The sequence below is a fragment of the Thermodesulfovibrio sp. TK110 genome (assembly GCF_054658355.1).
In genome coordinates this window covers 1,349,250-1,362,408 of sequence record NZ_BAAHNB010000001.1, presented here as the reverse complement: position 1 = coordinate 1,362,408, position 13,159 = coordinate 1,349,250, and the positions used below count along the sequence as shown (strand labels likewise).

The window sequence follows — 13,159 nt, the reverse complement described above, 5'->3', positions numbered from 1 at the left end:
GTTTTATGAAAATTCTTGTAGTGGATGATGATAAAACAACAAGAAAAATGATATCTCTAATTCTGAAAAACAAAGGATATGAAGTGGTTACTGCTGAAAATGGACTTGAAGCATTGCAGAAACTCGGGCTTGAGAAAATAAACTTAATTCTTACAGATATGAATATGCCATACATGGATGGAATAGAGCTAACAAGACAGGTAAGAGCAAATCCTGATTTTTCTAATATTCCTGTGGTTATGATAACAACAGAAGCTGATGAAGATGAAAAAAAGAGAGCCTTTGAAGCAGGAGTTGATGACTATCTTGTAAAGCCAACGAATGCTGAGCAGATTACAGAGAGCATGAAAAGAATAATAAAAAAAATCTTCAATAAATGAGGAGGATTTGATATGTTTAACTTTAAAATAAAAGTTCTTGTAGTGGATGATTTTCCTACAATGAGAAGAATTGTAAAAAATCTTTTAAAACAGCTTGGGTTTGAAAATATAGAAGAAGCAGAAAATGGAGAAGATGCTTTAAGAAAGTTAAGAAGTGGTGATTATGGGCTTGTGGTTTCAGACTGGAACATGCCTGTAATGGAAGGATTAGAGCTTTTGAAACATATAAGAAGTGACCCTCAACTTAAGGATATTCCCTTTTTGATGGTTACAGCAGAGGCAGAAAAAGAAAAGGTCATTGAGGCTATTAAAGCAGGAGTTGACAACTACATAGTAAAACCTTTTACAGGAGAGGTTCTCAAAGAAAAGCTTGAAAAAATTGCTCAGAAAAAACCATCTCTTAAAGGAGGACAATAATGGCTGATGAGATGGATGAGATAATAAATGAATTTATAGTGGAAGCTGAGGAGATCCTTGAACAGATTGATCCTCTTTTTGTAGAACTTGAAAGTAAGGGTGAAGATCCTGAAATTATAAACGAGATATTCAGAGGAATGCATACTCTTAAAGGAGCTGCAGGATTTCTTGGATTTCAGAATGTTGTAGATGTTGCTCACAGAGCTGAGACAATTCTGAAAAAAGTTCGGGAAGGTGAAATCTCAATTTCTTCAGAACTCACTGATGCAATTCTTAAAGCGGTAGATACATTAAAAATGTTGATTTCTCATATTAAAGCAAAAGAAGAACCTAAAGAAGATATTAAGCCAGTTCTTGACTTACTTGACATCGCTCTTCAGAAAGCTTCAAAGAAAGAGGCTTCAGAAACCGGTGAAGTTATTGAAAAGGTTGAAAAAATTGAACCTCAGGAGGTTGAAACAAAAACTTTAGAACCAACTGCACAGGCTCCAAAAGAAAAGGAAAAAGAGGTATCCACTCTCAGGGTTGATGTTGAAAGAATAGACAAGGTTATGGACCTTGCAGGAGAGATAGTTCTTGCTCGTAACAGGCTTCTTAATCTTTCAAACAAACTTGAAGCAAAATATGGAGGCGATGAGCATATAGAAGGACTTATTGAAACAACTGCATTTCTTGACAGAGTTACTTCAGATCTTCAGCTTGCTGTAATGAAGATGAGAATGCAGCCTCTTCAAAAAGTATTTGTAAAATTCCCGAGAATGGTAAGAGACCTTGCAAGAACTCTTGGAAAAGAAGTTGACCTTGAGATTATTGGTGAAGATACAGAGGTTGACAAATCAGTTATTGAACATATTGGAGATCCTCTTGTTCATATCATAAGGAATTCAATAGATCACGGAATAGAGTCTCCTGAAGAGAGAATCTCAAAGGGAAAGCCATCAAAAGGTAAAATTGTCATAAATGCATATCAGAAGGGAACTCAGATTGTTATAGATATCTCAGATGATGGTAAAGGAATAGATGTTGAGGCTGTTAAAGCAAAGGCAATTACAAAAGGGCTTATCACACTTGAAGAAGCTGAAAAAATGTCTGAAGAGGCAATAATAAATTTAATCTTTCTGCCAGGTTTTTCCACAAAGGATGTTTCAACAGAGCTGAGTGGCAGAGGAGTGGGAATGGATGTTGTTAAATCAAATGTAGCAAAACTAAATGGATATGTGGAAATATTTACTGAAAGAGATAAGGGAACAACTTTCAGAATAAGCTTGCCTCTTACGCTGGCAATAATTCAGGCTATGATGGTGCAAGTGGGAGAAGAAACATATGCCATACCTCAATCCATGATTGAAGAGACATTAAGAATAAACATCAATGAAATAAAAGAGGTAACAGGACAGAAAGTTCTTACAATAAGAAACAGAGTTTTACCCCTTTTCATGTTAAATGAAATTCTTGGAGCAACAGGTAGTGCTGAAGGTGATAGAAAATATATTCTTGTAGCAAGTGTGGGAGACAGAAGATTCTGTATCTCTGTGGACTCTGTTTTAGGACAGGAAGAAATTGTTATAAAAACCATAAATGGTGTAGATTCTGAAGAATGTGGAATAATGGGTGCCACAATAACAGGAGATGGCAAGGTTGTATTAATTCTTGACCTTGCTGTGCTTTCAAGAAAAGTTTTAACTGTAAAATAAATTAAAGGGAGAGAGAGAAAATGAAACAGTACATTGGATTTATTCTGGAAAAAAACGAATACACAGTCCCTATTCTTAAAGTTCAGGAGATTATTAAACTGCCTCAAATTACAAAAATGCCTGGAGTGCCGTTTTATGTTGAAGGAGTTACAAATCTTCGTGGTAGAGTCATTCCTATTGTAAACCTGAAAAGAATTCTTGGGATTGCAGAAGAAAAAAATGGAGGAAAAGTGATTGTTATTTCCTCAGGAAAGATAACCTTTGGCGCACTGGTAGATGATATTACTGGAGTGGTAAACATAGATGAAACAAATATTGAACCTGCTGAAGAGTTTATGCAGCATGGACAGACTCAGATAGAAGGTGTTGCCCGTTTAAATGATAGACTGTTTATTTTGCTTGATACGAAGAAATTAATTCCTTCAGAAGACCAGAGCCTTTTTGAAGAGGAAATTGTAGAGGTTCATAATGAAGGAGATAGAGTTGAGGTTGTGAAAAAAGTCAGTGGAATTGGAGGAGAAGTAACAGTTACTGAGGTTATAGATCCTGTAAAATTTTATGAACAAAAGGGTATAGCAAAGGATGACCCAAAATATATATTGCTGGAAGAAATAACAAATTTTATGAATGCAGTAACTCAGGGAGATTATGAGCAGGCAGACAGAATAATGAATAACATAATTCAGAAAAGTCAGAGTGATTTATTTAAAGAAGTGGGAAAAGTTGCAAGAAAGCTTCATGATTCTTTAAAGAGTTTTAGAGAAGCACTTGATCCAAGACTTAGAGAAATTGCTACTCAGCAGATGCCGAGAGCAGTTGATCAGCTTCAGATGGTCATTGACAAAACAGAGGAAGCAGCAAATAAGACGATGGAAATTGTTGAAAAATATATTTTAAAAATGGATGACCTTGCAAATCATATAAGAGGACTTCAGGGACCTTCAGAAAGTGTAGAATTCCTTAGAGAGTTTAAAAACTCTCTTGAAGATGATTTAACAGAAATTCTTACAACTCAATCTTTCCAGGATTTGACAGGGCAGGTTCTCAAAAAGGTGATTACTCTTGTAGGAGACCTTGAGATAGAGCTTATTCGTCTTATAACCACCTTTGGACTGAAAATTGAGGAAAAGGAAGCAGCTAAAAAGGAAGTTGAGAAAGTTTCCCAGGAAGATGTTGATGAGCTTCTTAAAGAATTTGGTTTTTAAGGAGATTCAATTATGATTAAAGTTTTGGTTGTTGATGATTCTGCATTTATGCGAAAGGCAATAACAGCCATGTTACAGGAAGACCCTGAAATTAAAGTAGTTGGAACAGCAAGGGATGGAGTTGAAGCTGTTCAGATGGTTCAGGAACTCAAGCCTGATATTGTAACAATGGATGTGGAAATGCCAAGAATGGATGGCATAACTGCATTAAAAGAGATAATGCAAAAATGCCCTGTTCCTGTTCTTATGGTTAGCTCCCTTACAACAGAAGGAGCAAAGGTAACTCTTGAAGCACTGGAACTTGGCGCAATAGATTTTATACCTAAAAATCTTGCTGAACTTTCTGTCAACATTGTTAAGATTAAAGGAATGCTGATTGACAAAATTAAAACAATTGGCAGACGAGGAATTGCAAAAAGAAAACCAGCAGTCAAAACCACAGAGCCTAAAATTGAAGTTCCTAAGGTGGAGGTTCCTAAAACGAGAATAACTACGGAAAGAAAAGTTGGAATAGTATCCATTGGAACTTCCACAGGAGGTCCAAAGGCACTTCAGGAGATTATTCCAAATCTGCCAAAGGATTTTCCAGTTCCAGTAGTTATTGCCCAGCACATGCCACCTAATTTTACAAAGCCCTTTGCAGAAAGACTTGATCAATTAAGTCAGCTTTCAGTAAAAGAAGCAGAAGAAGGAGAAACTGTAAAACCTGGTATTGTATACATTGCTCCAGGCAGAGGACATATGAGACTTAAAAGAAGAGGGATTGAAATCTTTGTTTCCATTTCAGAAGACAAAGAAGAATTCATATATCGTCCAAGCGTTGATGTTTTAATGTTATCTGTTGCAGAATGTTTTCCTGGTAGAAGTCTTGGAGTAATACTTACAGGAATGGGTAATGATGGAGCAAAGGGATGTAAGAAAATTAAGGAAACAGGCGGAAGAGTATTTGCACAAAGTGAAGACAGTTGTGTAGTATATGGTATGCCAAAAGCAGTTGTGGATGCTGGAATTGCTGACAAAGTAGTGCCCCTTGAAGAAATGGCAGGTGAAATAATAAACGCAGTATAGGAGGTATTTTTGCAGGAAGAGATTATAGAAAGAATAATTCTTAAGACAGTTGATATTCCTTCTTTACCACCAATTGCTATGAAAGTTATGAATCTTATTCATGATGATTATGCTTCTTTAAGGGCTCTTGAGGAAATAATATCCCGCGATCAGGGATTTGCCACAAGACTTTTGAGGATAGCAAATTCTCCCTATTATGGCCGTGACAGAAAAATTGAAGATATTCCACAGGCAATACTTCTTATCGGGTTTGAAACTCTTAAATCCCTTGTTATTGCCACCTCATTAAAAGATTTACACAGAAATTTCGGTGTTTTTGAGCAAAGACTCTGGGAGCACAGTCTTGGAGTAGCTCTCTGTTCAAGTTTGATTGCCATGGTAACTCATATGGCAACTTCAGATGAGGCTTTGGTATGTGGATTAATCCATGATGTGGGTAAAACAGTTATAAACAATACTATGCCTGAAATCTACATTCAAATTTATGAAAAAATGTATAAGGAAAATCGTCCAATAATAGAAATTGAGGATGAAATACTGGGATTTAACCATACAATTATAGGCAATCTCATTGCGAAGAAATGGAGACTTCCAGAAAAACTTGAAATAGTTATAACCTATCATCATACATATCCCTATCCAGATTACGAAGATCAGGCATTTGCCGATATCTGCAATATTGTAAGGGTTGCAGATCAGATATGTCTCAATCTCGGAATAGGATTAAAAGAACCTTTCCTGACTAAAATAGATTTTGAATCCCTCGGTATGACAGAAGATTCTATAAATGAACTTATAGGACTTTTTAAAATTAAGTTTGAACAGCAAAAAGATTATTTATTGAGCTAAAAAAATGAGCCCTGAAGACAGAATAGATCCTCTTGGACCTTACAGAGGCATAAAACCTGTAAGGGAGGGTTCTGTTTTTGCAAAATACAAACTGAGGAAAAAGTTTAAAAAGAAAGAAGCACAGCCTGAAGAAAAAACTACACATAAAGAATCTTCAGAACATAAAATAGATATAGAAGCATAAAATTCCATTCAGGAAAAAATTTCCCACTCCAGCATTTTTCACTTCTAAGTAAAATAAAAATTCTCAAAAGCATTGCCCTGGCATATTTATTGCTTTTACAAGTGTTAGAATGTACAAAGGAATTTACATAACAATGACTGGAATGAGCATGAGGCAGTATGAACTTGATGCTGTAGCCAATAATCTTGCCAACATTAATACCACAGGATATAAAAGACAGCAGTTTGCAAGCAGGCTTTATCCATTGCTTTCAGGAAAACCTTATGAGCCTAATGCTATTTATCAGGATGCAAGAGCTCAAACATATTTTGGAACTCAATACATTGATACATCTCAGGGTGTTTTAAAACAAACACAAAATCCCTTTGACCTTGCCATACAGGGAGAGGGATTTTTTACTGTAAGACAGGGTAATAAAATTTTATACACTCGTGAAGGCTCATTTACACGAGACAGGGAAAACTATCTTGTCACACAGGCAGGATTAAGGGTTCTTGATGAAAACAACAATCCAATAGTAATAGATGGAACAAAAATAGAGATTGCAAAGGACGGCAGTCTCTTTATTGATGGAAATCCTGCTGGACGCATTAAAATTGTGAGACTAAATAGTCTGAGACACATTGGGCAGTCCCTTTATGAAGGAATAGAATCTGGTCAAGCAAGTGGTCAGATTTTGCAGGGCTGGATAGAGTCTTCAAATGTAAATCCAATGAGTGAGATGGTTCAGATGATTCAGGCTATAAGAAACTTTGATATAACTCAGAGAGTTACCATGAATTTTGATCAGCTTGCACAGAGAGCTGTAAGTGAAATTGCAAGAATCTGAAAGGAGGTAAACCATGTTAAGGTCTCTTTTTACAGCAGCAACAGGAATGTATGCTCAGCAGTTGAATTTGGATGTGATTTCCCATAATCTTGCTAATGTTAATACTACAGGATTCAAAAAAGGAAGAGCAGAGTTTCAAGACTTACTTTATCAAAACATTATCAATCCAGGTGCACCATCTGATGATGGAACACAGTATCCCACTGGAATTCAGATTGGTCTTGGTGTAAAACCTGTTGCAGTGGCAAAGTTTTTCACTCCAGGTGATCTTGTGAACACAGGTAATGACCTTGATCTGGCAATTGATGGAGATGGATTTTTTCAGGTCACACTTCCTGATGGAACAATTGCCTATACAAGAGCAGGTAATTTCAGAATTGACAAAGATGGAAGGATTGTGACAAATGATGGATATCCAATTGAACCAGGAATTACAGTGCCCTCTGATGCTTTAAAAATAACAGTAGGAGCAGATGGAACCGTTACTGTGCTACAGCCTGGAACAGTTGCACCTGTTCAGATCGGAACTATAGAACTTGCAAGATTTATAAATCCAGGGGGCTTACAGGCAATTGGTAAAAATCTTTTTATTGAAACAGATGCCTCTGGAACTCCAACAACTGGAGCTCCTGGAACAGAAGGAAGAGGAAGAATTGTTCAGGGTTTTCTTGAGATGTCAAATGTAAACATCGTTGAAGAGCTTGCAAATATGATAATTGCTCAGAGAGCCTTTGATATCAACTCAAAAGCAGTGCAGACATCTGATGAAATGTTACAAACTGTAGCAGCACTTAAGAGGTAAAAATGCGTAAGGTTTTAACATTATTAATAATTTCCCTCTCTTTTTTAATGAGTTTCTCAGGCTTTGCCTTTGATACTGCTGTTTTGTCTCAACTTCTTGCAAAAGAGATGAAAAAATTATCATTCAGCAAAGAAGTTCAGATTGGACAGATAAAATTTATAGGATTTGAACCTGAGAGAAGCTGCATCCCTGAAAATGTAAAAATTCGGGAAATAAAAAGACCAAGCTCTGTAGAGTTCACATTTAATTGTGGGAAGAGACAGCATAGAGCTCTGGCAAATTATGAAATTTTAACCACAGTTTATGTGACTCAAAGGTCATTAAAAAGAGGTGAGCCTGTTACAGAAGAAGACATCATAGAAATAAAGCAACCTTTGAGCAGAATTCCTTCTGGAGCTATTACAGAGCGTGAGTTAATAATAGGAAAGGTTGTAAAAAGAAGTCTTGCCAGAGGTTTAATTATTAAAGAAGACTATCTTTATCCTAACACTCCAGTTAAAAAAGGAAGTAAGGTAAATGTAATAATAAATGCTGGAAAGGTCACCATAGTGACAGAAGGTGTTTTAAAATCTGACGCTGTAGTTGGAGGGAATGCTCGTATTATTTGCATTCAAACTGGCAAGGAAATTGTAGGTAAACTCATAGATAAAGACAAAGTGAGGGTGTCATTATGAGAAAATTAATTTTAGCAAGCCTTTTTATAGTTTTTCTTACATCCTGTTCAGAGCTTAAAGAGGTAAGAGAGATCAAAAATGCTGGTATGCCTCCAAAGTATTATCCAGAACCTCCACAGGCTCAGATAACAAACGAAGGCTCTTTATGGAAAAACAGGGCTTCCCTTTATGAAGATAAAAAAGCACGAAGAGTAAATGACCTTGTAACAATCTTAATAAATGAATCAACATCAGCACAGAAAAAGGCTTCAACCACTGCATCAAGAAACTCTTCTACCAACTACGGAGTTGATACATTTTTTGGTATGAACACAGATTTTAACATACAGAATCTTCCACTTATAAACGGATTTTATAAGGCAGGGAATGTTTTTTCACCATCTGTTAAAGGCTCTGCAAATAGCGATTTTAAAGGAAATGGAGATACAGAAAGAGCAGGCAGCATTACTGGAACAATTACAGCAAAGGTAGTTGAGGTTTTGCCAAATGGAAATCTTGTTATTGAATCAAGAAAAGAGATCATCGTTAACAATGAAAAGGAGATTCTTGTCTTGAGAGGTATTATAAGACCTGACGATATAAGTCAGAATAACACGATTCTCAGTCAGTATGTGGCAGATGCTCAGATATATCTTGTTGGTGAAGGCACAGTTGGAGACAAACAGTCTCAAGGCTGGCTTGTAAGATTACTTGATAAAATCTGGCCATTTTAAAGGAGGTAGAGAGTGTTAGTCAGAAGAAGTTTTCTCACTATATTTTTAATTCTTTTTCTTGTATCCACCTCCTTTGCTGAAAGAATAAAGGATATAGCAAACTGGGCTGGAATAAGGGAAAATCAGCTTGTTGGCTATGGTCTTGTGGTAGGATTAAACGGCACAGGAGACAAGGATGGAACATATCTTTATCAGCCAATTGCCAATATGCTCAGCAGAATGGGAATCACAATAAATGTAAAGGATTTAAAAGGTAAAGTTAAAAATGTTGCAGCTGTAATGGTTACTGCAAAGCTTCCTACAAATGTTAAGCCAGGTGCAAAGATAGATGTTCAGGTATCCTCTATTGGTGATGCTAAATCTCTTCAGGGTGGAACACTTCTTATGACTCCTCTTATAGGTCCTGATGGAGAAGTTTATGCACTGGCGCAGGGACCTATTTCAATAGGTGGTTTTATTGCTGCAGGAAGAGCTGCCCAGACTATAAAAAATCATCAAAATGTTGGATATATTCCTGAAGGAGCTATTGTTGAGAAGACTGTTTCTGTTAATTTAAATGCAAAGAACGAACTTCAGCTTCTCCTTCAATTTCCTGATATAACTACTGCAAGAAATATTGCAGAAAAAATAAATGAAACTTTTAAAGCAGGTATTGCAAAAGCCCTAGATCCAGGCACTGTGGCAGTTAATGTTCCATCAAATTACAGAGGAGATGTGCTTGATTTTATGGCTGAAGTTGAGAAAGTTGAAGTTTCCACTGATTTACCAGCACGCGTTGTTATAAATGAAAGAACAGGCACTGTTGTTATTGGTTCTCATGTAAAAATAACTCCTGTAGCACTGGCTCATGGTGGTTTAACAATTACAATTAAGGAAACTCCTGAAGTTATTCAGCCACCTCCTTTAGCTCCAAGAGGAGCAATAACAGAGACTCAGCCGAGAACTGAAATAAAAACTGAAGAAAAGCAGGCATCTCTGTTAGAAGTGCAGGGTTCCACAGTAGGAGAATTAGTAAAAGCATTAAATGCACTGGGAGTGACACCTAAGGATTTAATATCAATACTTCAGGCATTAAAAACATCCGGTGCATTGAAAGCAGATTTAGTCATAATGTGAGGTTACTGTGATAAGCAGAGTTAATAATCAAACATTGAATACATCGCAGGATGCAAAAGAACTTTCAAAAAAAATTGAAACAGTTTTTCTTACTGAGCTGTTAAAGGTTATGTTTGAAAATACATCTTTTTCTGAAGGTAGAACAACTTCAACCTATATGACAGTTATTATCCCCCAGATAGCAGAAATGATGGCTGGTAATGCAGGAATTGGTAGATTTTTAACTGAGAATCCAACCTTTTTAAACAGTATTTCAAAAAACCAGAAAATTGAACTTAAACCTCCTTCAGAAAAACACAATAATTTGCCTGATAAGCTCTCTTTACCAGTGTCAGGCAGAATAACATCATCCTTTGGATTAAGAATTGACCCAATAGATGGGAAACTAAGGCATCATAATGGAATAGACATAGCAGTTCCTGAAGGCACACCTGTTAAACCTGTTTTATCTGGAAAGGTTATTTATTCTGGATGGATGGGTGGATATGGAAACTGTGTTATAGTGGAACATGAAAATGGAATTCAGACAGTTTATGCCCATAATTCAAAAAATCTTGTTAAAACTGGAGATACTGTTACCTCTCAGAGCGTTATTGCTTTATCAGGTTCAACAGGAAGAACAACAGGTCCTCATCTTCACTTTGAAGTTCGCAAAGATGGAGTGGCTGTGAATCCTGTGGCTATGTTAAATAATTCTGAAAAATCGCCGATTTCATAAAAAAAGACTATTTGAGCCTTGAACTTTGAACTTTGAATAGCCCGCAGGGCTAAGCCCCGTAGGGCGGTTGAACTTTGAATTAGCCGAAGACGTTTGAATAGCCCGAAGGGCTGCTGCCCGCAGGGCGGAGAGGAGGTGTTTTAAATGATAGGAGGACCAATAAGAATAGATGGAATAGCACCGAATGCTCCGATTGCATCTGAAAAAGCACAAGGAAAGACTGCAGAAAGAGGCGAAGAGGTTCTTACAAAAGATCAAGTTACTCTCTCTGAAGCAGCCAAAAATATTGCAAGGCTTATGGTAGAAGTAAGCAACATTCCAGATATAAGAACTGATAAAGTTGAAGAGATTAAAAATGCAATAAATTCAGGCACCTATGAAGTTAAAGGAAGTGAAATTGCAGGAAAGATGATTAAGGAGGCTTTAATTGATAAACTTGCATGAAGAGCTTTTAAAAATTCTTCAGGAAGAAAAAAACCTGCTTGAATCTCTTTATAAAATTGTCTCAAAAGAAAGAGATGCTATTGTAGCATTAAGCTCTAATGAGCTGGAAAGAATAGTGAGAGAGAAAGAAACAGTTTTAACAAAACTTTCTTTATGGGAACATGAAAGAAAAAAGCTTCTTGCAAAGCATGATTTATCTGACAAATCTCTCTCTGAGATAATCTTGCAGATTGAAAACATTAAGGATGCTCAAAGCCTGAAGGAAATATATTCAGCAATGAAGACTCTTTTAACTGCTATTGGAGAAATTCAGAAAATAAACGAGCAGCTTATTGATCGCTCAACAATTCAGATTGCAACAGCAATCAAATTTCTTGAAACTTTCGGCATAGAACCAATGCAGAGCCTTTCAAGGGAGGCATAAAATGGCACTCACTGCTCTTTTTGATATCGGGAAAACAGGTGTTTTAACATATCAGAAAGCTCTTGAAGTTGTATCCCATAATATTGCAAATGCAACAACAGAGGGTTATACCAGGCAGGATGTGATATTTGAAAATATGCCATCAGGCGTGATAACTGCTCAGGGAGTTTCAGGTAGAGGAGTAAAACTTTCAGATATACGAAGAATGTATGATTCCTTTATAGAGCTTCAGCTTAAAACAGAAAGTTCTCGTTCTGCTTACTGGGATATTCTTCAGAATGGAATGCTCAGACTTGAAAACATATTTAACGATACTTCAGATGTAGCTTTCAGCAATGTAATAAATGACTTTTTTAATGCATGGCAGGAACTGAGCCAGAATCCACAGGGAACAGCAGAGCGCTCACTGCTTCTTGACAAAGCAAATTATCTTGTACAGAGAGTTAATGTATCCTATAAATCACTGATTGATGAAAGATACGAAATATATCAGGACAGTCAGAATCTTGTTAATCAGATAAATCAGTATCTTGACCAGATAAATGAACTTAATGAAAAGATTGCTGCAAGCCCTGGCTCTCTTGATGCTAAAGACCAAAGAGAAAACCTTGTAAAACAGCTTAATGACATCGTCCAAATAACATACTTTGAAGATAATGCAGGAAGATACTCAATTTTAGTTGGTGGAATGCCTCTTGTTGATGGTGGAAAGGTTTATCACATGAGTGTTGGACTTGACAGTAACCAGAAAATGCAGTTCAGAGTTGAGACAGCCTCAGGCAGTATTGATGCAACAGAATTAATTAAAGGAGGAAAACTTAAAGCTGAGATTGATTTAAGGGATAATGTAATTCCTGAGTATATGAATAAGCTTAACATGTTTGTTTTTGATCTAACAGAAGCATTAAATGCCCAGCACAGGCAGGGATATGGAGTGGATGGTTCAACGGGAAATAATTTTTTTGCTAAGCTTTATGATTTAACTTTAACAGCAGGTTCATATGATGATGTTAGCTTTAAAATAAATAGCATGAACAAAAACACCTATGATGAATATAGAATTCAATTTAATGGAACTAACTGGACTGTTACAGACAACACAACTGGTTCTTCTATTACTCCTACAGTAACTTCATGGACAGAAGGAACAGACACATACTATAAGTTAAGCTTTAATGATATGGAGATAACCTTAAAAAATCCTTCAAATAATCTTGATTTCACCTTTCAGATAAAGCCAAACACAGCTTTTTACTTTGATGTTGCAATTAAAGATACAGCTAAAATCGCTGCTGCTAAGGGTGATCCAACAGGTTCAAATAGCGGACCAATGGACAATGAAAATGCAAGGGCAATATATGGATTGCTTGATGCGCAAATAATCGGAAATGCAAAGCCAATAGATTTCTACAGGTCAATTGTTTCAGAAATTGGTGTTTACTCTTCAAGTGCTCAAACTCAAAAAAAATTTCAGGATGCTCTGGTTCAGGAGATGGAAAAAAGAAGGCAAAATCTTTCAGGAGTAAGCCTTGATGAAGAAGCTGTAAATCTTGTTAAATATCAAAAGATGTATGAAGCCTCAGCAAGGGTTATAAGAGTTGCCGATGAAATACTTTCAACACTTTTTGATATGGTGAGGTAA

At 36.4% G+C, this 13,159-nt stretch carries 16 protein-coding genes; all 16 read left to right on the top strand.

The genetic code is table 11. The annotated features are described in order from the left end of the window. Window positions 1-5: 5 nt before the first annotated feature. The 16 genes from ACYQ3X_RS07240 to flgK all read left to right on the top strand — a co-directional run bounded on the left by ACYQ3X_RS07240 (window position 6) and on the right by flgK (window position 13,159). The gene (locus tag ACYQ3X_RS07240; protein WP_460181137.1) at window positions 6-380 is read left to right on the top strand and encodes a response regulator; all 375 of its coding nucleotides are present in this window, start codon (window positions 6-8) and stop codon (window positions 378-380) included. Window positions 381-392: 12 nt separating this feature from the next. Beyond that, on the top strand, window positions 393-797 hold the full coding sequence (locus tag ACYQ3X_RS07235; protein WP_460181136.1) for a chemotaxis response regulator CheY: 405 nt from the start codon (window positions 393-395) through the stop codon (window positions 795-797). Beyond that, a complete protein-coding gene (locus ACYQ3X_RS07230) occupies window positions 797-2,491 on the top strand; it encodes a chemotaxis protein CheA (RefSeq protein WP_460181135.1) in 1,695 nt (564 codons plus the stop codon). Before ACYQ3X_RS07235 ends, ACYQ3X_RS07230 begins: the two co-directional genes overlap by 1 nt. 20 nt (window positions 2,492-2,511) lie before the next feature. Further along, on the top strand, window positions 2,512-3,696 hold the full coding sequence (locus ACYQ3X_RS07225; RefSeq protein ID WP_460181134.1) for a protein phosphatase CheZ: 1,185 nt from the start codon (window positions 2,512-2,514) through the stop codon (window positions 3,694-3,696). 12 nt (window positions 3,697-3,708) lie between these two features. Beyond that, window positions 3,709-4,764: a protein-glutamate methylesterase/protein-glutamine glutaminase gene (locus ACYQ3X_RS07220; protein ID WP_460181133.1), complete on the top strand. Its 1,056-nt coding sequence runs from the start codon at window positions 3,709-3,711 to the stop codon at window positions 4,762-4,764. A 9-nt stretch (window positions 4,765-4,773) separates the two neighbouring features. After that, entirely contained in the window at window positions 4,774-5,613 is an 840-nt protein-coding gene (locus tag ACYQ3X_RS07215; RefSeq protein WP_460181132.1) for an HDOD domain-containing protein, read from the top strand. Between the two features lie 4 nt (window positions 5,614-5,617). Continuing rightward, window positions 5,618-5,797, top strand: a complete 180-nt coding sequence (locus ACYQ3X_RS07210) for a hypothetical protein (RefSeq protein WP_460181131.1) — start codon at window positions 5,618-5,620, stop codon at window positions 5,795-5,797. Window positions 5,798-5,906: 109 nt separating this feature from the next. Beyond that, complete coding sequence (gene flgF, locus ACYQ3X_RS07205; protein ID WP_460181130.1) at window positions 5,907-6,626, top strand: flagellar basal-body rod protein FlgF; 720 nt, start codon at window positions 5,907-5,909, stop codon at window positions 6,624-6,626. A gap of 13 nt (window positions 6,627-6,639) precedes the next feature. Further along, window positions 6,640-7,428 carry a flagellar basal-body rod protein FlgG gene (gene flgG, locus ACYQ3X_RS07200; protein WP_460181129.1) on the top strand — a complete coding sequence of 263 codons (789 nt, stop codon included), beginning with the start codon at window positions 6,640-6,642 and terminating at the stop codon, window positions 7,426-7,428. 2 nt (window positions 7,429-7,430) lie between these two features. Further along, the gene (gene flgA / locus ACYQ3X_RS07195) at window positions 7,431-8,102 is read left to right on the top strand and encodes a flagellar basal body P-ring formation chaperone FlgA (RefSeq protein WP_460181128.1); all 672 of its coding nucleotides are present in this window, start codon (window positions 7,431-7,433) and stop codon (window positions 8,100-8,102) included. Beyond that, window positions 8,099-8,815, top strand: a complete 717-nt coding sequence (locus tag ACYQ3X_RS07190; protein WP_460181127.1) for a flagellar basal body L-ring protein FlgH — start codon at window positions 8,099-8,101, stop codon at window positions 8,813-8,815. Before flgA ends, ACYQ3X_RS07190 begins: the two co-directional genes overlap by 4 nt. A 12-nt stretch (window positions 8,816-8,827) precedes the next feature. After that, the gene (locus tag ACYQ3X_RS07185) at window positions 8,828-9,931 is read left to right on the top strand and encodes a flagellar basal body P-ring protein FlgI (protein WP_460181126.1); all 1,104 of its coding nucleotides are present in this window, start codon (window positions 8,828-8,830) and stop codon (window positions 9,929-9,931) included. 7 nt (window positions 9,932-9,938) lie between these two features. Further along, a complete protein-coding gene (locus ACYQ3X_RS07180) occupies window positions 9,939-10,649 on the top strand; it encodes a peptidoglycan DD-metalloendopeptidase family protein (RefSeq protein WP_460181125.1) in 711 nt (236 codons plus the stop codon). Between the two features lie 144 nt (window positions 10,650-10,793). Further along, window positions 10,794-11,093: a flagellar biosynthesis anti-sigma factor FlgM gene (flgM, locus tag ACYQ3X_RS07175; protein ID WP_460181124.1), complete on the top strand. Its 300-nt coding sequence runs from the start codon at window positions 10,794-10,796 to the stop codon at window positions 11,091-11,093. Then, complete coding sequence (locus tag ACYQ3X_RS07170; protein WP_460181123.1) at window positions 11,077-11,517, top strand: flagellar protein FlgN; 441 nt, start codon at window positions 11,077-11,079, stop codon at window positions 11,515-11,517. The genes flgM and ACYQ3X_RS07170 overlap by 17 nt, the downstream gene beginning before the upstream one ends. A 1-nt stretch (window position 11,518) precedes the next feature. Beyond that, complete coding sequence (gene flgK / locus ACYQ3X_RS07165; RefSeq protein WP_460181122.1) at window positions 11,519-13,159, top strand: flagellar hook-associated protein FlgK; 1,641 nt, start codon at window positions 11,519-11,521, stop codon at window positions 13,157-13,159.